Genomic DNA, 19,097 nt, shown 5'->3' on the forward strand with positions numbered 1-19,097 from the left:
GGACCAGGATCAGGTGATCAGCGAAATGTGCAGCCACCCCCGAACCTCCACCGTAGGCAAGCTCGTACAGGAATTGCCGGGAACAGAACAATACGAGATCAATATCCGCAATACGGACGAGGGCCTGAAGGAAAAAATGAACGAACACCTGCGGGAGTGGCAGCCTGGGATTTTGGCGTTCAAAATTCAGACGTGCGCAATATCTCCGGAATATTCCAAGACCAGCGGGGGAAACACCCTGAGAACAGACTTCTCCTGGACCTCGCGAGAAAATCCTGATCCCTCCGGTCGCCCCGCGGACACGCACAGCTTTTATAATCTCAACGGCGCATACGGCGAATCGGACGAAACTCTGACAAAGCTCCACATCGAGTGCGACCTGCCCGGCGAATTGGGCCAACTCTCGCAACGCACTCTGCTCGTCGCCCACAGCTCGAACACGGTATACGTCGGCCCCCGCGTCGGCCAGGACGCCAGGGATCGCCAGATCCATTTCTTGCACCTCATGGCACGAAAGGCCACGGACGCCGTCGGCTGCGAGAACGAGCCACTGAAGAAGAACCCCGTCATCAAGGCATACAGGAATGCCGAAAGGGCGGCAGAGGCCAGCAAATGACCACCCACCCAAGAAGGCCCACGTCTCCTTTTCTCAAGCGGTCGGCCGTCGTCGCAGCGCTTGCCCTCGCAGCGACCTCCTGCTCATCGGAAAGCCCTGAGCCACCGATCAGCCACCCCTGCGAGGCCGCCCCGGGCACGCGCGAGGGCAAGCTCGTCCGGCAGTTGCTCGACACGGATTCGTACCGGACCAGGGTCGAGAAGAGCAGCGCCGACCTCGCGGAAGGGCTGAAGGAGGAGTTGCGGGCGCGGGAGGAACCGGGGCGCACGGAGTATCGGACGTCGTTGTGCTCGTTCTCCCTGGAACGCCCGAGGGGCACCGGCAGCGACACCCTGAGCGTGGACTTCCACTGGACGTCCCGGGAGAGCCCCAAAGGCTCGGGGCGCCCGGCGGACACCCTCACCTACTACAACGTCAACGGCCTCTACGGAGAGTCCGACGAGACGCTGTCCACGCTCCGCGTGCGCTGTGAACTGCCCGGCGGCCTGGACAAACTGGCGCGGCAGAACCTTCTGGTCGCGGACGTCGCGAACACGGCGTACGTCGGCACGGCGGTGAAGCAGGACGTACGGGATCGCCAGATCCGCTTCCTGTACCTCATGACACGGCACGCCACCGACGCCCTCGGCTGCGAGAACGAACCCCTCAAGAAGAACCCCGTCATCAAGGGGTACGAGACCCCCGAGGAGGCCGCCCGGTAGCCCCGTCAGGCCGCGAGGCGGGCCTCTCCCTGGCGTGGGGTCCGCCGCGTCGGGCGGAGGGCCGGGGCCGGGGCGGCGAATCAGCTCGCGGTGGGACAGGGCCAGGAGGTCGGCCAAGCCCAGGCCGAGGACGTGGGCGGCTCTGCTGCCAGTACCTCGGACGATGGCTCCTTCAGGCCGCGGATCATCCGGCGTGGTGGTCGGCGCTTCCCGATCGTCATTGAGGAGTCCGTGCTGCGCCCCCAGTCGGCGATCCGGATGTGATGGCGGAGCAGCTCGGGTATCTGCTCCAGGTTGCGGCGTTGCCGACGGTAACGCCGGGGTGATCCCCGCACGCGTGGGGGCAATGTGGCCGCTGGAGACGTGCACCGGCTTCGACACCGAGCAGGTGGCGGTGGAGCTGCCCACTGCTGCGATCACGATCACGGCGCCGTCTGAGGTTGCCCGGTATCGGTGCGCCTCTTCCGCGAACAGGCGCGCCGGAGCGTACGTACAGGAAGCATGGCGCCTTCCTCGCCGAACTCGCCCCGGCTAGGCACGGCCCGGCAGTGGGTCCGGTCCTGCCGTATCCGGTCGGGTCCGGTCGGTCCGGTCGCGGGTCAGTGTCCGAGTCTTTCCACCAGCGCCGGCACGTCCGCGAAGGAGTCGAGGACGTGGTCCGGGGTGCCGTCGGCTGCCGCGTGCGTCTCGGGCAGGTACTTGCCCGTCCTGACCAGTACGCCGGTGATTCCGCTGCGCTGGGCCGCCAGCACGTCCGACTCGATGTCGTCGCCCACCATCAGCGTTCCGGCGGGGGCGGCGCCGAGGTGGGAGAGGGCCGCGGCGAAGAACGCGGGGGCGGGCTTGCCGGTGATCTCCGCCTCCGTCCGGGCCGCCTGCTCCAGACCGCCGAGGAACGCACCCGTGTCGAGGGCGAGCCCGTCGGCGGTACGCCAGTAGAGGTTGCGGTGCATCGCCACGAGCCGGGCGCCCTGCTGGATGTGGCGGAAGGCCCGGTCGAGCGCCGCGTACGTGAACGCGGGGCCGGCTCCGCCGAGGACGACGACGTCCGGTACGGCGCCCTCGCCGTCCTCCTCCTCGACGAGCGTCACGCCCGACAGGTCGTCCCGTACGTCGCCTGTGTTGATCAGCAGGCAGCGGGCCTCCGGGTGGTGCTCGCGCAGGTACGCGGCGGTGGCGACGGGCGCGGTCAGGATGTCGTCCGCCTCTACGGGGAAGCCCGCACCGGCGAGCCGGTCGGCGATCACGGCGCGGGTCCGTGACGTGTTGTTGGTGACGAGCGCCAGTGGAATGCCGGAGGCACGCAGCCGGCGCAGGGCCTCCACCGCGCCGGGCAGCGGCTTCCAGGACACCGTGAGCACACCGTCGATGTCGATCAGGACCGCTCCGATTCGTTCCATGCTCCCGACCGTCCCCGACTTGCCGAACCGGCGCAAATGGGATTGTTTCGAAGGTGGGGGTGTGTGTTCGTTCCGGTCTCCCCTCCTTGGAGGCGAACCACTGTGCAGTTCATCGACCGTACGGACGCCGGGCGACGGCTCGCCGGGGCGCTCGGGCATCTGCGGGCGCGCGATCCCGTCGTCCTGGGGCTTCCCCGTGGCGGAGTCCCGGTGGCCTTCGAGGTGGCGCGGGCACTGGGCGCGCCGCTCGATGTGATCGTGGTCCGCAAGCTGGGCGTCCCGTACCACCCGGAGCTGGGCTTCGGCGCGATCGGCGAGGGCGGGGTGCGGGTCATCAGCGACGAGATCGTGCGCCACGCCGGGGTCCGGGAGAAGGATCTCGTGTCCGTCGAGCGCGCCGAGGAGGCGGAGCTCCTGCGGCGGGCCCGGACGTACCGGGAGGGCCGGCCGCGTCTGCCCCTCACCGGCCGGGCGGTGGTCGTGGTCGACGACGGGATCGCCACCGGGGCGACCGCCAGGGCCGCGTGCCGGGTCGTGCGGGCCCTGGGTGCCGCCCATGTCGTCCTCGCGGTGCCGGTGGCGTCGCCGGATGTCGTCGAACGGCTGCGCGCGGACGTGGACGAGGTCGTGTGCCTCTCCACGCCGAGCCTCTTCTCGGCCGTGGGCGAGTGGTACCGCGACTTCTCGCAGACCTCCGACGAGGAGGTCGTCGCCCTCCTGGCGCGGGCGCCCGGGGGCGGAGCACCCGCGACCGAGGAGGTCGAGGTGGACACGGGCGGTGTCGGGCTCGCCGGCGACCTCGTACTCCCCGGGAACGCCGGGGCGGTCGTGGTGTTCGCCCACGGTTCCGGCAGCAGCCGCCACAGTCCCCGCAACCGCTCCGTGGCGACGGCCCTGAACGGTGCGGGTCTCGGCACCCTGCTCCTCGACCTGCTCACGCCCGGTGAGGAGGTCTACCGGGCCAATGTCTTCGACATCGGGCTGCTCGCCGGAAGGCTGGCGGGCGCCACCACCTGGCTGCGGCACCGTGCGGCCCTCCCGGTCGGCTTCTTCGGCGCGAGCACCGGTGCCGCGGCGGCGCTGCGGGCCGCCGCCGCACCCGATTCGGACATCGGAGCGGTGGTCTCCCGCGGCGGGCGCCCCGATCTGGCCGGGGCGGACCTGTCCGGGGTGCGGGCTCCGACGCTCCTCATCGTGGGCGGCGACGACACGACGGTGATCGACCTCAACCGGCAGGCACAGGCGGCACTCTCCTGCGAGAACCGGCTCGACATCATCCCGGGCGCCACGCACCTGTTCGAGGAGCCGGGTGCCCTGGAACGGGTCGCGGAGCTGGCCCGGGAGTGGTTCACCGGGCATCTGCTGCCGGCCACCCCGTAGGACCTCCCCCGAAGCCCTGCCGTCGGCCTTCCGCCCGGCCCTGGAGCCACCCTCGCCCTATCCTGTCCCGCGGGCACCCACCGGCGGCAGGGGGACGGGGAATGCGGGTCAGGACCGTGGACGGCGTCGGCGTCCGGCCGTACGCCGACGGGATTCAGCGCGTGTATACGGACGTGTTCTCCGCGCCCCCGTGGAACGAGGACCCCGCGACGGCCGGCCTGTACGCCGGCCGGCTCGCCGCCGACGCGGCGCGGCCGGGGTTCACCGCCGCACCGGCCCTCGACGACGCGGGCACCGTGACCGGCTTCGCCACCGCCTGGACCACGCCCGATGTCTTCCCGGCCGACCGCAGCTACGGGCACGTGGCCACCGCCCTCGGGCCCGACCGGGTCGCGGCATGGCTGTGCGGGGCCGTGGAGGTGGACGAACTGGCCGTCGGCCCCGCGGCACGCGGCGGCGGGCTGGGTGCGCGATTGCTGGCTGCGGTCACCGAAACGGCCCCTGACGGCCGGTGCTGACTGCTCACCTCGGTCCACGCCGAGGACGCACTGCGCTTCTACCGGCGGGCCGGCTGGCACCGGGTCCCCGCGCCCGTCCCGGGCCGGGCGGGCCTCACCGTCCTCCTCGGCCCCGGGCACCCGGCCGGAGCCCGCAGCACCCTCTGACGCGTACGGGCCCGCACGGACCGGCCGCGTACGGCCGCGTACAGACCGGCGCCGCGTACGGACCGGCGCCGCGTACGGCCGCGTACGGACACCACCGCTTCCCGGGCACTGGAACGATGCGCCCGACAACGATGCCATCCGGCCGCCTCCGTCCCGGGTGGGGCGAACTCGGAACTCCTGGTGCGCACTCGTAAGAGTAGCGATGCGCGACCGTTATGTGAATCGATTCAAGCGCGGGGAAGATAGTGGGCCGCCCCGAACACTGTCAAGAGTGCCCACCCATTCCCCCCATTCAGGTCACACATCACCCTCCTTGTGTGAACTTCTCGCCATCAACCCATTGACTGAGCCCGCAATCCCCGTTTAGCTTCCGAGCAACCTCATTGAAACCTTTCACGGCGAGTGGAGCGACACGGTCCACCGCTGAGGAGCTCCCATGAACCAGTCCGCCCCGGACCCGGCCCCGGTCCTGGCCCTGAAGGGCGTGAGCAAGTCCTTCGGTGCCGTACGGGCCCTGCAGGACGTGTCCTTGCAGTTGTTTCCCGGCGAGGCCCACGCACTCGCCGGAGAGAACGGCGCAGGCAAGTCCACGCTGATCAAGGCCCTGGCCGGGGTGCACCGTCCGGACAGCGGCGAGGTGCTGCTCGACGGCGAGTCCGTCGTCTTCCACGGTCCGGCCGACGCCCGTGACGCCGGTATCGCGGTCATCTACCAGGAGCCGACGCTCTTCCCCGACCTGTCGATCGCCGAGAACATCTTCATGGGCCGTCAGCCCCGGCGCGCGCTGGGGCGTATCGACCGCAAGGCCGTGTACGCGACCACCGCCGGGCTGATGCGCCGGCTCGGCGTCGACCTGTCCCCCGACCGGCCCGCCCGCGGGCTGTCGATCGCCGACCAGCAGATCGTCGAGATCGCCAAGGCGCTCTCCTTCGACGCCCGCGTCCTGATCATGGACGAGCCGACCGCCGCCCTGACCGGCAGCGAGACGGCCCGGCTCTTCTCCGTCGTCCAGGCCCTGCGCGCCGAGGGTGCGGCCGTGCTGTTCATCTCGCACCGCCTCGACGAGATCTTCGAGCTGTGCCAGCGCGTCACGACCCTGCGCGACGGGCGGTGGATCTCCTCCGAGCCGCTGGAAGGGCTCACCGAGGACGACCTGGTACGCAGGATGGTCGGCCGCGACCTCGACGACCTCTACCCGAAGCAGGACGCCGAGGTCGGCGAAGTCGCCCTCTCCGTACACCGGTTGACCCGGGAGGGGGTCTTCCACGACGTGTCCTTCGATGTCCGCCGCGGCGAGATCGTGGCGCTCGCCGGGCTCGTCGGCGCGGGACGCACCGAGGTCGCCCAGGCGGTCTTCGGTGTGGACCGTGCCGACGCGGGCGAGGTCAAGGTGGCCGGCACGGTGCTGCGGCCCGGTTCGCCGACGGCCGCGATGTCAGCCGGGCTCGCCCTCGTACCCGAGGACCGGCGCCAGCGCGGGCTCGTCATGGATATGTCGATCGAGCGCAACATCGGCCTCACCGGCCTGGACGAGGTCCGCAAGCACGGGCTCGTCAGCCGGGCCCTGGAGCACGACCGGGCCGCCGACTGGGCCGTACGCCTCCAGCTCAAGTACAACCGGCTGGCCGACACCGTGGGTGTGCTGTCCGGCGGCAACCAGCAGAAGGTCGTGCTCGCCAAGTGGCTGGCGACCGGCCCCGAGGTGCTGATCGTGGACGAGCCGACCCGCGGCATCGACGTCGGCACCAAGGCCGAGGTCCACCGGCTGCTGTCCTCGCTCGCGGCGGACGGTCTTGCCGTACTGATGATCTCCTCCGACCTGCCGGAGGTCATCGGCATGGCCGACCGGGTGCTCGTGATGCACGAGGGCCGGCTCGTCGCCGAGATCCCGCGCGAGAGCGCCACCGAGGAATCGGTCATGGCGGCGGCCACCGGACGCAACGAGAGGGCAGCGGCATGACCACCACCATCGAGAGTCCGCCGGACACCACGAAGGCGCCGGAGCGGAGCTCCTCCTCACTCGTGGACACGGTCTTCCGGGCCCGCGAGATATCCATCGCCGGCGCGCTGGTGCTGCTGATCCTCGGCACCTACCTGGCCAACCCGCTCTTCCTGTCCGACCAGGGCGTCAAGGACCTGCTGCTCAACGCGTCGATCCTGGTGCTGCTCGCGGTCGGCCAGTCCGCAGTGGTCATCACCCGCAACATCGACCTGTCGGTCGGCTCGGTCGTCGGCCTCTCCGCGTTCGCCTGCGGCAAGTTCGTCGCGGGGACCGACCACGGGGTGCTGACCGTGATGCTGCTCGGCATCGCCATCGGCGTGGTCTGCGGACTGGTGTCGGGCGCCCTCGTCAGCTTCGGCAAGGTCCCGGCGCTCGTCGTGACCCTGGGGATGCTCTACATCATCCAGGGCATCGACTACTGGTGGGCGCAGGGCGAGCAGATCAGCGCCTCCGACGTGCCGGACGCGGTACTGGGTCTCGGCAGCGGCAGCCTGTTCGGCGTCCCGTACCTGCCGCTCATCGCCGTCGTCCTGCTCGCGGCGACCGCTTACTTCCTGCGCAGCTACCGCTCGGGCCGTGAGCTGTACGCGATCGGATCGAGCCCCGAGGCCGCCCGGCTCGCCGGTATCCCGATCCGCCGCCGGGTACTCGCCGCGTACGCCTTCTCCGGGGCCGTCGCCGGCTTCGCCGGGGCGCTGTGGCTGGCCCGCTTCGGCACCGTCGTCGCGGACAACGCGCACGGCTGGGAGCTGACCGTCGTCAGCGCCGTCGTCGTCGGCGGTGTCGCCATCACCGGCGGCACCGGCACTGTGTGGGGTGCCGCACTCGGCGCCCTGCTGCTCACCACCATCGGCAGCGTCCTGGTCGTCCTGAAGGTGGACTCCTTCTGGCAGGGCGCCATCACCGGTGCGCTCCTCCTGCTGGCCATCAGCGTCGACCGGATCGTGAACCTGCGGATGACCGCCGCACTGAGGAAGAGGAGCGCCCGTCATGACCACGGCGCCTGACACAAAGACGGCTCCCGCGTCGCGGGCCTCTCTCGTACGCGGCCTGGCGCTGCGGTGGGACACCGCGGTCGGTGTCCTCCTGGTGGCGGTCCTCGTCGTCGGCCTCGGCAGCACGGAGGGCTTCGGTTCGAGCGAGAACCTCGCGTTCGCCTTCAACGACATCGCCGAAGTCGCCATCATCGCCCTCCCGATGACCCTCCTGGTCGTCGCCGGGCAGGTCGACCTGTCGGTCGCCTCCATGCTGGGCCTGGGCAGTGCGCTGACCGGTGCGCTGTGGGAGGCGGGCTGGGCCTTCGAGACGATCGTGCCGGTGGTCCTCCTGGTCGGTGTCGCCGGAGGTCTCCTCAACGGCTGGTTGGTCACCAAGGTCGGCCTGCCGTCCCTGGCCGTCACCATCGGCACCCTGGCGCTCTACCGGGGTCTGGCCTCGGTGGCGCTCGGCAGCGACGCGGTGACGGACTTCCCGCAGACGTACGCGGACTGGGCCGTCGACACCACGACCGTGCCGGGCACGTTCCTCACGTACCCGGTCCTGCTGTTCGTCGCCCTCGCTGCCGTCACCGCGGTGGTGCTGCACGCCACCGGGCTGGGCCGCTCGCTCTTCGCGATCGGCGCCCAGGAGGAGGCCGCGTACTTCGCCGGCATCCGGGTCAAGCGGATCAAGCTGCTGCTCTTCGTCGTGACGGGCCTGTTCTCCGCCTTCGCGGGTGTCGTCTTCACCCTCCGGTACGGAAGTGCCCGTGCGGACAACGGACTCGGCTTCGAGATGCTCGTCATCGCGTCGGTCCTGCTCGGCGGCATCGACTTCGACGGCGGGAAGGGCACGCTCTTCGGCGCGGTCGCCGGTGTCCTGCTGATCGGTGTCCTGAAGAACCTGCTCACCCTCAACGACATCGCCAACGAGGTCCAGGTCATCGTGACCGGCCTGCTCCTCGTGGCGTCCGTCCTCACCCCACGGATCATCTCCACCGTCGTCGAACGACGCCACAGGCGGGCCGCGAACACCCCCGCGACCCAGTCGTCATGACGCCCTTCCCCACGCCCCTTCCGCCGTACCTCTCCGAAAGGCACAACGCCGCCATGATGCTCCGCAATGCCGCTGGGCGCCGCGCCGTCGCGACCGCCGCCACCGCCGTCTCCCTCGCCCTCGCCCTGACCGCCTGTTCCGGCACCACGAAGGACAGCAAGGACACCGGCTCCGCCAAGGTCGCCGGCTCCGCGAAGGCCGATCCGGACGCCCCGTTGAAGAAGGGCCTGAAGATCGCCTTCCTGCCCAAGCAGATCAACAACCCGTACGAGAAGATCGTCGACGAGGCGGGCATCGCCGCGGCGAAGGAGTACGGCGGCACGGGCAAGGAGGTCGGCCCGTCCGACGCCAGCGCCTCCTCGCAGGTCAGTTACATCAACACCCTGATCCAGCAGCGCCAGGACGCCATCCTCGTCGCGGCGAACGACCCCAACGCGGTGTGCGGCCCGCTCAAGCAGGCCATGAAGAAGGACATCAAGGTCGTCGCGTACGACTCCGACACGGCGAAGGACTGCCGTCAGCTCTTCATCAACCAGGCCAGCTCCGAGCAGATCGGCCGCAGCCTGGTCCAGCACCTCGGCGAGCAGCTGAACTACAAGGGCAAGGTCGCGATCCTCTCGGCCACGCAGAACGCGACCAACCAGAACACCTGGATCGAGTTCATGAAGGAGGAGCTCAAGCTCCCCAAGTACAAGGGCATGGAGCTCGTCAAGGTCGCGTACGGCGACGACGCGGACCAGAAGTCGTTCCAGCAGACGCAGGGCCTCATGCAGGCCTACCCCGACCTCAAGGGCATCATCTCGCCCACGACGGTCGGCATCGCCGCCGCGGCCCGCTACCTGAGCGACTCCTCGTACAAGGGCAAGGTCGTCCTCAACGGGCTCGGTACGCCGAACCAGATGCGCAAGTACGTCAAGGACGGCACCGTCGAGCAGTTCTCGCTGTGGAACCCGGAGGAGCTCGGCTACCTCGGTTCGTACGCTGCCGCCGCGCTGGCGTCGGGGCAGATCACCGGGGCCGAGGGTGAGAAGTTCAAGGCGGGCAAGCTGGGTGAGTACACGATCGGCAAGGACGGCGAGGTCATCCTCGGCGAGCCGACCGTCTTCGACTCCAAGAACATCGACCAGTTCAACTTCTGAGTGCGGGAGCAGGCTTCACCATGCAGCGTGTCTGCTTTCTGCTGAAGGTCCGCGAGGACCGCAAGGACGAGTACCGCGAGCGGCACGCCTCGGTGTGGCCGGAGATGCTGTCGGCCCTGTCCGGGGCCGGGTGGCGCAACTACTCGCTCTTCCTGCGTGAGGACGGTCTGCTCGTCGGCTATCTGGAGACGGAGGACTTCGACGCGGCCCGCGAGGCGATGGCCGCGACGGACGTCAACGACCGGTGGCAGCGGGAGATGGCGGAGTTCTTCGAACAGCCGGAGGCGCCGGACGAGGCGATGGTCCCGCTGACCGAGGTGTTCCACCTCGCGTAGACGGCACGGCCGAGGGCCGGGTCCCCCGTTCCGGGGAGCCCGGCCCCCGGCGTGTCCGGGCACCCCCGGAACGGGGGACGGCCGGTTACAGGGCGGCGACGATCAGCAGGGTGAAGGCGACGAGCGAGAACGCGGTCCGGGCCTGGTGGAGGCCGTTCCAGCGGGACTCGAACGCGGTGCGGGCCGCGCTGTCGTCGCCGCCCTCCGACCCGGCGAGCGCCTTGTTCAGCGGGATGTTCCCGGCGATCGTGATCAGGTGGCCGACGACGGTGCAGAGGAGCGCGCCGAGGACCGCCGGCCACTCGGACGTCCCCGCGACGAGTACGGCGGCGGGGAGGAGGACCACCCCGGCGAAGAGGACGAGGAAGGCCGGGCCTGGAACCTTCTCGTTGAAGCGGCGCATCGCGGAGGCGAACTGGTCGTCCGGCAGGCCGGCCAGGCCGGGCATGATCGCGATCATGAACGTCAGCATGAAGCCGGCGTAGAGGCCGGTGATGAGCACGGCGGCCAGGAGGAGCGCATAGGACATGGGCTCATGATGGCCCGGCGCCACCCAGCACGCACAGGCCCGCAGGCACGCCCTCGTGCAACGCTTCCGTCACGCCGGGGCCGCCGGGTGCGCTCCGTGCGGGCCCAGAGGGGTGCGGGCCGGGCCCCCGGAACGCTTCCGGCCGACCGGGCCTGGACCCGGGCCGCGCGCCGTGCGGGCCCCGCGCCGCGCGCCGTGCGGGCCCCGCGCCGCGCGCCGTGCGGGCCCCGCGCCGTGCGGGCCCCGCGCCGTGGTCAGCCGACCTCGCCCTCTCCCCCGCCGCCCTGCGGCTCGTCCCCGCCGCCCTTGATCCGGTCGGCCTGCTCGATCGCCGTCGCCAGCTTCTCCACCGAGCTGTCCTCGGTGGAGGCGGCCAGCTTCCGTGCCTGGCGGGCGAGTTCGCCGAGAGCGGGGGTGCCCGGAAGGTCACCGCCGCGCAGGATGTCCGCGAAGTAGGCGGCCACCGCGGTCACCTGGAGCCTGGAGTTCTCGCCGTCCCAGAGCTTTCCGTCGACAGCCCCGGTCTCCACGGACCCGGTCTCCTCGTGCGCCTCGCGGGTCTTCGGGTCCAGCCAGCGCACCGTGGCCGTCGCCACGTGCCCGGACGCGCCGTCGCGGAGGCGTACGGCGTAGAGCGCGGTGACGGTGTGGCCGGGGCCGACCTCGCCGCCGTCGACGCTGTCGTCGCGGAAGTCCTCGTCGGCGACCTTGCGGTTCTCGTAGCCGATGAGCCTGAACTGCTGGACGGTCTTACGGTCGAAGGCCACCTGGGCCTTCGCGTCGCGGGCCCGGAGCTGGACATGGGCGGGCAACTGGTCGACGAAGACCTTCCTGGCCTGGGTCTCGTCGCCGATGTACGTGGTGTTGCCGTCGCCCTTGTTGGTGAGGCGTTCCATCAGCGCGTCGCCGTAGTCGCTGCCGACGCCGACGCCGAACAGTGTGATGCCGTACTCCTTGCGTGCGTCGCCGATCCGTTCCAGGATCGCGTCGGCGTCGGTCTCACCGGTGTTGGCGAGCGCGTCGGAGAGCAGGACGACCCGGTTGTTGGCGCCCTTGCGGTGGCCCTTGACCGCCTCCTCGTAGCCGCGCTCCACACCGGCCGCCACATTGGTGGAGTCCGCGGGTTCCAGCTCGTCGACGGCGTCCCGGATCTCGGTGCGGTTGCCGCCGAGCCGGGTCATCTTGAGCCGGGTCTCCGCCTCCCCGCTGAAGGTGACGAGGGAGACGGAATCGTCGTCGCGCAGTTCGTCGGTGAGGATGCCCAGCGACTTCTTCGCGAGGTCGAGCCGGCCGGGCTCGGCCATCGACCCGGAGATGTCGACGACGAACGTCAGCGCGGCGGGCGGGCGTTCACCGGAGTCGTCGGCGGTCCCGGTGGCCAGACCGACCCGTACGAGCGACCAGTCGCCCGCCCCCGCCGCGGCCTTCGTGCCGTCGACGGTCACCGAGAATCCGTTGTCCTTCGGCCGCTGGTAGCCCTGCCGGAAGCTGTTGACGAACTCCTCGGGCCGCACGGTGTCCGGCGCGGGCAGCCGCCCTTCGCCGAGCATCCGTCGGGCGTAGCCGTAGCTGGCGGTGTCCACGTCCAGGGCGAAGGTCGACAGGTAGTCCGGCGGCGCGACCTCACGGGCGTCGCCGTCCTCCTTCCGCTGTGCGCCGTCCTCCTGCTGCTCCGGTGCGGCGGAAGGCGCGGCGGGCACGGGCTGCCCGCCGCGTGGTCCGCCGCTGCCGGTGGCCTTGTCCGCGGAGGTCTCGCTGGTCGTGCCGCCACCACCGCAGCCGGTCAGCAGCATCCCGCCCGCCAACAGCAGAACCAGCGCACCCCGATGAGTCCTTGTCCGGCGTTCCATCCGTACCCCCCACGTCGTCGGCATCTGTGAATGTGACGTACGGGGTGCCTGTCAGGATCGGACGAACGTGTTGCGGATCTGTCTCGATGCGGCAACAGCGCCCTGGAACGGGACGGAACATCAGGGTCAGGACACGATGTCCTTACGGCTGAACCCCCGGAAGGCGAACGCGAACAGGATCAGGGCATACGTCACCGAGACGGCCGCGCCCTTCACCATCCCGCCCCATTCGAGCTCGGGCTGGAGGGCGTCCGCCCAGGCGAACTGCCAGTGCGCGGGCAGGAACTCGCGCCAGGTGCCGAGGGCCGTGACGGCGTCCAGGACGTTGCCGACGATGGTCAGCCCGACCGCGCCGCCGACCGCGCCCAGCGGTGCGTCGGTCTTGGTCGACAGCCAGAACGCCAGCCCCGCGGTGACGAGTTGGGAGACGAAGATGAACCCGACGACGAGCGCGAGGCGCGGCACCGTGTCGGCGGTGGAGAGCGCGCCGCCGGTGGGCAGCTGGAGCGGCCCCCAGCCGTACGCGGCGGCTCCCGCGGCCAGCGCGACCACCGGCAGCAGCACCATCGCGGCCAGGCTGAAGCCGAGCGCCACGACGAGCTTGCTCCACAGGAGCCGGGAGCGGGGTACGGGCGCCGCCAGCAGGTAGCGCAGTGAGGACCAGCTCGCCTCGGAGGCGACGGTGTCCCCGCAGAACAGGGCGACCGGGACCACCAGCAGGAAGCCGGCGGAGACGAACAGGCAGGTCGCGGCGAAGTTCGCCGCGGACTCCGTGGCGACGTCCATGAGGTTGATCCGCGAGCCGCCCCCACCGCCGCCGCCCCCTTCACCGCCGGGGGTGCCGCCGATGGCGAAGGCGATGATGAGGATGAAGGGCAGGGCGGCCAGCACCCCGCCCATGAGCAGGGTGCGGCGTCTGCGCAGCTGCCGCATCGCCTCGACGCGCAGGGGCAGGGTGCGGCGGGCGTGGTAGCCGGGGGCTTCGGCGGGGCCCCGGACTTCGGTGGCGGAGCTCATGCGGATCCTCCGGAGATGAGGGTGAGGAACGCGTCCTCCAGGCGGCGATGCGGACCGACACCCGTCACCGGCACGTCGAGACGGACCAGGTCGGCGACCAGCTGGGCCGGGGTGGCGCCGTCGAGGCGGACCAGCAGCCCGTGGCCGTCGTCCACGCGGACGGCGGAGCCGATGCCGGGCAGGGCCGCCACCTTGTCCGCGAGGGGTTCAAAGACCTCGGCCGCGGTGGTGACGAGCAGCATGTCGCCCGAGCCGGTGATCTCGGCGACCGGGCCCGCCTGGACGAGCCGGCCACGGTCCATGACGACGAGGTGGGTGCAGGACTGTTCCACCTCGGACAGGAGGTGGCTGGAGACGATGACGGTGCGGCCCCCGGCCGCGTACCGGATCATCACGTCCCGCATCTCGCGGATCTGGGGCGGGTCCAGGCCGTTGGTCGGTTCGTCGAGGATGAGCAGGTCCGGCATGCCGAGCATGGCCTGGGCGATGGCGAGCCGCTGCCGCATGCCCTGCGAGTAGGTCCGTACGGCGCGGGCCAGGGCGTCGCCGAGCCCGGCGATCTCCAGGGCCTCGTCGATGTGCGAGTCCCCGGTGGGCCGTCCGGTGGCCTGCCAGTACAGCTCCAGGTTGGCGCGGCCGGACAGGTGCGGCAGGAAGCCGGCGCCCTCCACGAAGGATCCGACGCGCGACAGGACGGGCGCCCCGGGCCGGATCGCGTGCCCGAAGACCCGGATCTCTCCGGCGTCGGGGGTGATGAGCCCCATCAGCATGCGCAGGGTGGTGGTCTTACCGGCGCCGTTCGGCCCGAGGAGGCCGAGGACCTGGCCCGTTTCGACCCGGAAGCCGAGGTCCCGGACGGCGTACCGGTCGGCGGACCTGGCGTACTTCTTGGACAGGTCCGTGATCTGCAGCGGTACGCCGGCGAGTGCCGGGTCGGGTGCGGGGGTCGTGGTGCGCCGGCGTGCGGTGAGCAGGAGCAGCGCGGCGATGACGACCGCGGCGGCGGGCAGCCCCCAGACCCACCACGGCAGGGTGGCGGCCGCGGTCTTCACGGCGGGTGCTGTGGGCACGTTCAGCGGCCCGTCGAGGGAGACGGTGTACGTCGCGGGTTCGGCGGGGGACGCGTAGCCGAGGTCGGTCGTGGACAGCACGAGGCGGAGGCGGTGGCCGGAGTCCACCTCGTGGTCGATCGCGGGCAGGGCCAGCTCGACGGGCTTGCCCTGCTGGGCCGGTGCGATCCGGTACGGGGTGACGAGCTGGGAGGGCAGGACCTGCTGCTTCCCGTCCGGGGAGACGTCGTAGACCTTGCCGAACAGCACCGCGTCGCCCTGACTCGCCCGCACGTTCACGCGGACGGTGGGTGAGCCGGTGACGCGCAGGGACGTGTCCAGCGGTTCGGAGTCGTAGCGCGCGTACTGCCCGGGGAAGTCGAGGGAGACGCCGACGCCGAGGGAGGACAGCTGGGAGAGCCCGCCGCCGATGCCGGGGACGGCCGAGATGGAGGGAGGGCTGGCTCCGGCGGGGTTGTCGAAGGTCTGGGTGCGGTTGATCAGCCGGACCTCCTCGCTCCCGCCGGTCAGTCCCGGGTACGAGTCGCCGGTCGCGCCGCGCTTGAGGGCGGCGCCGTCGGTGGAGTCGATTCCTCCGGTCCGGGTCACGCGGAAGGCGGGTCCCGTGTCGGCGCCCTTGTCGTCCTTGAGGTAGCGGTCGAACCAGGCGCCGATCCGGCCCTCGACCCGGTCGGCCTCGGTGTCCCCGCCGTCGTGTCCGCCGGCGATCCAGTCGACGGACACGGGCGCGCCGTTGCCGCTGATGGCCTTGGCCATGGCGTCGGCCTGGCCGAGCGGAAAGAGGGAGTCGCTCTGGCCCTGCACGATGAGCGCGGGTACGTCGATGCGGTCGGCCACGGCGACGGGGGACCGTTCCGTCAGCAGCTCACGCGCGGCCGTGTCCGGCTTCCCGCTGACCGCGACCCGCTCGTACATCTCGCACAGCTGCTTCTCGAACTTCGCGCATCCGCCGCCGGAGGAGACGAAGATCCCGGCCCAGAGTTTCTTGAACACCCCGTCCGGGAACAGCGCGTCGGCCAGGTTCCAGTAGCTGATGACCGGGGCGATCGCGTCGACGCGTTCGTCGTACCCGGCGGCGAGCAGCGACACCGCGCCACCGTAGGAGGCGCCGGTGACGCCGACCCGTGGATCGCCCTTCGCGTCGAGCTCCACCTCGGGCCGGCCGGCCAGCCAGTCGATGAGCCCGGAGACGTCCTCGACCTCTGCGTCGGGGGCGTTGAGGGTGATCTCCCCGCTCGACTTCCCGAACCCGCGGGCGGACCAGGTCATGACGGCGTACCCGTCGGCGGCGAGCTTCTCGGCCTGGGCGCGCACGTCGTTCTTGCTGCCGCCGAAGCCGTGCCCGATGAGCACGGCCGGCCTGCGCTGCGAACCGCCGGCCGTGAAGTACGAGGTGTCGACGGACACCCCGTTCATCCGCATGATCCGGTCCTCGCGGCGCACGGACGGCGCGCTGTCGTCCGCCACGGCGGTCCAGGTGCCGGCGGCCGCCAGCACGGCCAGCGCGGCGACGACCGCGACCCAGCGGCCGCGGGTACGGGGCAGCAGCCGGTGCCGCCACCGGGAAGTCGGTTTCTCCATGACTCGACCCTAGACGGAGTGCGCCCTACCCCGGGAAGCCGCAAGGGTGACCTCAGTCGCCTCCCTGAGAGGTACAGCCGGCACGCCCCGTACTCCGTACGCGGTACACCACCGTCACGAAGGACCCGTACATGGACATCCGCACCGCCACCACCACTGCCGAACTCCTCGCGGCCGGGCACCTCTACGACAGTCCGCCGACCCCGAAGTGGGCTTCCCTCTTCCTGGCCGCGGGCGGTCATCTGATGCTGATCGCCCATGTGGACGGGGCCCCGGCGGGATTCGTCTCCGGCATCGAGATGCTGCACCCGGACAAGGGCACGGAGAGGTGTCTGTACGAACTCGCGGTCGACGCGCCGTACCGCCGGCGCGGCATCGGCCGGGCGCTGACCGACGCCCTGGCCGCCGAGGCGCGGAGGCGTGGCTGTTACGGGATGTGGGTGGGCGTGGAGCGCGACAACGAGGCGGCGCTGGCCACCTGTCGCGCGGCCGGGGCGGGGGACGACGGCGTGTTCGCGATGCGGACCTGGGAGTTCGGCGGCCCGTCCTGAGCCGCGGCGGGCGCGGCGGGCCGGGGAGCCCTGCTGTCCGGGCGCTCGGTGTACGGCTGTTCCTTCGGCAGCAGTGCGGCAGCGGCGTCGTCCTGCCCGGCCCGCACCAGCGCGTGGACCTCGCGGGCCAGCGGTGTGACGTCACGGATGGAGACCGTCCACTCGTCGGCGTACCGGCGCGACGTCTCGCCGGACAGGCCCAGCTGGAGGGAGCGGTACGGGAGCGGGTTGAGGTGGAGGTCGCGTTCGGGGTCCCACTGGATGCGGGCGGGGGCGCGGCGCAGGTTCCGCTGCCAGGTGGCGCGGTCGGGGTGAACGCCCCTGACGTAGTGGGAGAGTTCGGCGTTCGCGAGGGCGTGGTCGAAGCCTTCGCGGGTGATCTCGACGGCCAGGACGGTCTCCTGGCCCTCCTTCGTCGCCCAGCCGCAGCGATACATCATCCACAGGAAGCTGGGCTTGATCCAGGTCATGCGGTCGCGCTTCCACACGGCGGGGAAACGCCCGTCCCGGGCCGCCGGGAGACCGATGGCCGGCCGATAGGCCTGGTAGACGGTGACCGTGGTGGCGGTGTGCAGGGCGCGGATCTCGTGGTGCGGTGCGGTCATCCGCCCAGGATGGTCCACGGCCCGTGCCGTCTGCCACCGGCTTTCCGCACGCCGCCGCCGGGCCCCGGGCCCCGTCCTGGGGCCCGGGGGCGGCGGATCGGTGGGTGCGGTGGGCGCGGGTCAGTGGTTGCGGGGGAAGCCGAGGTCCACGCCGGTGGGGGCGTCGGCCGGGTCGGGCCAGCGGGTGGTGACGACCTTGCCGCGGGTGTAGAAGTGCACGCCGTCGTTGCCGTAGATGTGGTGGTCGCCGAAGAGGGAGTCCTTCCAGCCACCGAAGGAGTGGTAGCCCACCGGCACCGGGATCGGGACGTTGACGCCGACCATGCCGGCCTCGATCTCCAGCTGGAAGCGGCGGGCGGCGCCGCCGTCCCGGGTGAAGATCGCGGTGCCGTTGCCGAACGGCGATGCGTTCATGAGCGCGACGCCCTCTTCGTACGTGTCCACGCGCAGCACGCACAGGACCGGGCCGAAGATCTCGTCCCGGTAGGCGTCGGAGTCCGTGGAGACGTGGTCGAGGAGGGACAGGCCGATCCAGTGGCCCTCCTCGAAGCCCTCGACCGTGTGGCCGGTGCCGTCGAGGACGACGTCGGCACCCTGGGCGGCGGCGCCGGTGACGTAGGAGGCGACCTTGTCGCGGTGGGCGGCCGTGATGAGCGGGCCCATCTCGGACGTGGGGTCGGTGCCCGGTCCGATCTTGATCTTCTCGGCGCGGTCCTTGATGCGGGCGACCAGGTCGTCGGCGACGGAACTGACGGCGACGACGGCGGAGATCGCCATGCACCGCTCACCGGCGGAGCCGTACGCGGCGGAGACTGCGGCGTCGGCCGCGGCGTCCAGGTCGGCGTCCGGAAGGACCAGCATGTGGTTCTTCGCGCCGCCCAGGGCCTGGACGCGCTTGCCGTTCGCGGAGGCCGTGGCGTGGATGTGACGGGCGATCGGGGTCGAGCCCACGAAGGAGACGGCGGCGACGTCGGGATGGGCCAGCAGACCGTCGACGGCGACCTTGTCACCGTGCAGGACGTTGAGGACGCCGTCGGGCAGACCCGCCTCGGCGGCCAGCTCGGCCAGCAGGTTGGCGGCCGACGGGTCCTTCTCGCTGGGCTTCAGGACGAACGTGTTGCCGCAGGCGATGGCCAGCGGGAACATCCACATCGGCACCATGGCCGGGAAGTTGAACGGGGTGATGCCCGCGACGACGCCGATCGACTGGCGGATCGAGGAGACGTCGACCCTGCTGGACACCTGGGTCGACAGCTCGCCCTTGAGCTGGGTCGTGATGCCGCAGGCCAGCTCGACGATCTCCAGGCCCCGGGCGACCTCGCCGAGCGCGTCGGAGTGCACCTTGCCGTGTTCGGCGGTGATCAGCGCGGCGATCTCGTCGCGGTGGGCGTCCAGCAGGGCGCGGTAGCGGAAGAGGACGGCGGTGCGCGCGGAGAGCGAGGACGTGCCCCACGTCTCGTACGCGTTCTTCGCGGCGGCGACCGCGGCGTCGACCTCCTCGGCCGAGGCGAGCGCGACCTGGGTGGTCACGGCGCCGGTCGCCGGGTCGGTGACCGGGCCGTAGTTGCCCGATGTGCCCTCGACGGTCTTGCCACCGATCCAGTGGTTGACGGTCTTCATTC

Annotated in this window: 16 protein-coding genes and 2 pseudogenes; 11 read left to right on the top strand and 7 right to left on the bottom strand. The window is 71.1% G+C overall.

Annotated elements, in window-relative coordinates; all coding sequences use genetic code 11:
- Positions 1–13 precede the first annotated feature (13 nt).
- The 3 genes from OG524_RS12450 to OG524_RS12460 all read left to right on the top strand — a co-directional run bounded on the left by OG524_RS12450 (position 14) and on the right by OG524_RS12460 (position 1,643).
- The gene (locus tag OG524_RS12450; RefSeq protein ID WP_405390784.1) at positions 14–616 is read left to right on the top strand and encodes a hypothetical protein; all 603 of its coding nucleotides are present in this window, start codon (positions 14–16) and stop codon (positions 614–616) included.
- Positions 613–1,317, top strand: a complete 705-nt coding sequence (locus tag OG524_RS12455) for a hypothetical protein (RefSeq protein WP_405390783.1) — start codon at positions 613–615, stop codon at positions 1,315–1,317. Before OG524_RS12450 ends, OG524_RS12455 begins: the two co-directional genes overlap by 4 nt.
- A 263-nt stretch (positions 1,318–1,580) precedes the next feature.
- Positions 1,581–1,643 (top strand): hypothetical protein, encoded by a 63-nt coding sequence (locus OG524_RS12460; protein WP_405393223.1) that lies wholly within the window; start codon positions 1,581–1,583, stop codon positions 1,641–1,643.
- Between the two features lie 273 nt (positions 1,644–1,916).
- Here the strand turns inward: OG524_RS12460 and OG524_RS12465 are convergent, their stop codons facing one another.
- Positions 1,917–2,717, bottom strand: a complete 801-nt coding sequence (locus tag OG524_RS12465; RefSeq protein WP_405810220.1) for an HAD-IIA family hydrolase — start codon at positions 2,715–2,717, stop codon at positions 1,917–1,919.
- A 102-nt stretch (positions 2,718–2,819) separates the two neighbouring features.
- Here OG524_RS12465 and OG524_RS12470 point away from each other — a divergent pair, with 102 nt between their 5' ends.
- The 7 genes and pseudogenes from OG524_RS12470 (at position 2,820) to OG524_RS12500 (ending at position 10,272) form a co-directional block, all read left to right on the top strand.
- Positions 2,820–4,097, top strand: a complete 1,278-nt coding sequence (locus OG524_RS12470) for a phosphoribosyltransferase family protein (protein WP_405390781.1) — start codon at positions 2,820–2,822, stop codon at positions 4,095–4,097.
- Positions 4,098–4,198: 101 nt separating this feature from the next.
- A pseudogene (locus OG524_RS12475) lies at positions 4,199–4,762 on the top strand (GNAT family N-acetyltransferase).
- A 436-nt stretch (positions 4,763–5,198) separates the two neighbouring features.
- Positions 5,199–6,722 (top strand): sugar ABC transporter ATP-binding protein, encoded by a 1,524-nt coding sequence (locus OG524_RS12480; RefSeq protein ID WP_405390779.1) that lies wholly within the window; start codon positions 5,199–5,201, stop codon positions 6,720–6,722.
- On the top strand, positions 6,719–7,771 hold the full coding sequence (locus OG524_RS12485) for an ABC transporter permease (protein ID WP_405390778.1): 1,053 nt from the start codon (positions 6,719–6,721) through the stop codon (positions 7,769–7,771). Before OG524_RS12480 ends, OG524_RS12485 begins: the two co-directional genes overlap by 4 nt.
- Positions 7,755–8,798, top strand: coding sequence for an ABC transporter permease (locus tag OG524_RS12490; RefSeq protein ID WP_405810223.1), 1,044 nt, complete (start codon positions 7,755–7,757; stop codon positions 8,796–8,798). The genes OG524_RS12485 and OG524_RS12490 overlap by 17 nt, the downstream gene beginning before the upstream one ends.
- Positions 8,799–8,851: 53 nt before the next feature.
- The gene (gene rhaS / locus OG524_RS12495) at positions 8,852–9,937 is read left to right on the top strand and encodes a rhamnose ABC transporter substrate-binding protein (protein WP_405393222.1); all 1,086 of its coding nucleotides are present in this window, start codon (positions 8,852–8,854) and stop codon (positions 9,935–9,937) included.
- 20 nt (positions 9,938–9,957) lie between these two features.
- On the top strand, positions 9,958–10,272 hold the full coding sequence (locus OG524_RS12500; RefSeq protein ID WP_405390776.1) for an L-rhamnose mutarotase: 315 nt from the start codon (positions 9,958–9,960) through the stop codon (positions 10,270–10,272).
- 85 nt (positions 10,273–10,357) lie between these two features.
- Here OG524_RS12500 and OG524_RS12505 read toward each other — a convergent pair whose 3' ends face one another.
- The 4 genes from OG524_RS12505 to OG524_RS12520 form a co-directional block, all read right to left on the bottom strand.
- The gene (locus OG524_RS12505) at positions 10,358–10,801 is read right to left on the bottom strand and encodes a DUF1772 domain-containing protein (RefSeq protein WP_405390775.1); all 444 of its coding nucleotides are present in this window, start codon (positions 10,799–10,801) and stop codon (positions 10,358–10,360) included.
- A gap of 254 nt (positions 10,802–11,055) precedes the next feature.
- Positions 11,056–12,651: a von Willebrand factor type A domain-containing protein gene (locus tag OG524_RS12510; RefSeq protein ID WP_405812451.1), complete on the bottom strand. Its 1,596-nt coding sequence runs from the start codon at positions 12,649–12,651 to the stop codon at positions 11,056–11,058.
- Positions 12,652–12,777: 126 nt separating this feature from the next.
- Entirely contained in the window at positions 12,778–13,668 is an 891-nt protein-coding gene (locus OG524_RS12515) for an ABC transporter permease (protein ID WP_405810226.1), read from the bottom strand.
- Positions 13,665–16,319: an alpha/beta fold hydrolase gene (locus OG524_RS12520; RefSeq protein ID WP_405810228.1), complete on the bottom strand. Its 2,655-nt coding sequence runs from the start codon at positions 16,317–16,319 to the stop codon at positions 13,665–13,667. Before OG524_RS12520 ends, OG524_RS12515 begins: the two co-directional genes overlap by 4 nt.
- A gap of 131 nt (positions 16,320–16,450) precedes the next feature.
- Here OG524_RS12520 and OG524_RS12525 point away from each other — a divergent pair, with 131 nt between their 5' ends.
- Positions 16,451–16,870 (top strand): GNAT family N-acetyltransferase, encoded by a 420-nt coding sequence (locus tag OG524_RS12525; RefSeq protein ID WP_405810229.1) that lies wholly within the window; start codon positions 16,451–16,453, stop codon positions 16,868–16,870.
- Positions 16,871–16,881: 11 nt separating this feature from the next.
- Here OG524_RS12525 and OG524_RS12530 read toward each other — a convergent pair.
- Positions 16,882–17,475: pseudogene (locus OG524_RS12530) on the bottom strand (DUF4291 domain-containing protein); the annotation flags it as partial.
- A gap of 120 nt (positions 17,476–17,595) precedes the next feature.
- A complete protein-coding gene (mmsA, locus tag OG524_RS12535) occupies positions 17,596–19,095 on the bottom strand; it encodes a CoA-acylating methylmalonate-semialdehyde dehydrogenase (RefSeq protein ID WP_405390771.1) in 1,500 nt (499 codons plus the stop codon).
- Between the last annotated feature and the right edge of the window lie 2 nt (positions 19,096–19,097).

The sequence above is a fragment of the Streptomyces sp. NBC_01520 genome, assembly GCF_045040375.1.
Taxonomy (GTDB): domain Bacteria; phylum Actinomycetota; class Actinomycetes; order Streptomycetales; family Streptomycetaceae; genus Streptomyces.

What these genes read in the sequence shown, in the direction of transcription:
- OG524_RS12455 (WP_405390783.1), top strand. Translation starts at nt 613, where the DNA reads ATGACCACCCACCCAAGAAGGCCCACGTCTCCTTTTCTCAAGCGGTCG.
- OG524_RS12465 (WP_405810220.1), bottom strand. Translation starts at nt 2,717, where the DNA reads ATGGAACGAATCGGAGCGGTCCTGATCGACATCGACGGTGTGCTCACG.
- OG524_RS12480 (WP_405390779.1), top strand. Translation starts at nt 5,199, where the DNA reads ATGAACCAGTCCGCCCCGGACCCGGCCCCGGTCCTGGCCCTGAAGGGC.
- OG524_RS12485 (WP_405390778.1), top strand. Translation starts at nt 6,719, where the DNA reads ATGACCACCACCATCGAGAGTCCGCCGGACACCACGAAGGCGCCGGAG.
- OG524_RS12490 (WP_405810223.1), top strand. Translation starts at nt 7,755, where the DNA reads ATGACCACGGCGCCTGACACAAAGACGGCTCCCGCGTCGCGGGCCTCT.
- rhaS (WP_405393222.1), top strand. Translation starts at nt 8,852, where the DNA reads ATGATGCTCCGCAATGCCGCTGGGCGCCGCGCCGTCGCGACCGCCGCC.
- OG524_RS12500 (WP_405390776.1), top strand. Translation starts at nt 9,958, where the DNA reads ATGCAGCGTGTCTGCTTTCTGCTGAAGGTCCGCGAGGACCGCAAGGAC.
- OG524_RS12505 (WP_405390775.1), bottom strand. Translation starts at nt 10,801, where the DNA reads ATGTCCTATGCGCTCCTCCTGGCCGCCGTGCTCATCACCGGCCTCTAC.
- OG524_RS12510 (WP_405812451.1), bottom strand. Translation starts at nt 12,651, where the DNA reads ATGGAACGCCGGACAAGGACTCATCGGGGTGCGCTGGTTCTGCTGTTG.
- OG524_RS12515 (WP_405810226.1), bottom strand. Translation starts at nt 13,668, where the DNA reads ATGAGCTCCGCCACCGAAGTCCGGGGCCCCGCCGAAGCCCCCGGCTAC.
- OG524_RS12520 (WP_405810228.1), bottom strand. Translation starts at nt 16,319, where the DNA reads ATGGAGAAACCGACTTCCCGGTGGCGGCACCGGCTGCTGCCCCGTACC.
- OG524_RS12525 (WP_405810229.1), top strand. Translation starts at nt 16,451, where the DNA reads ATGGACATCCGCACCGCCACCACCACTGCCGAACTCCTCGCGGCCGGG.
- mmsA (WP_405390771.1), bottom strand. Translation starts at nt 19,095, where the DNA reads ATGAAGACCGTCAACCACTGGATCGGTGGCAAGACCGTCGAGGGCACA.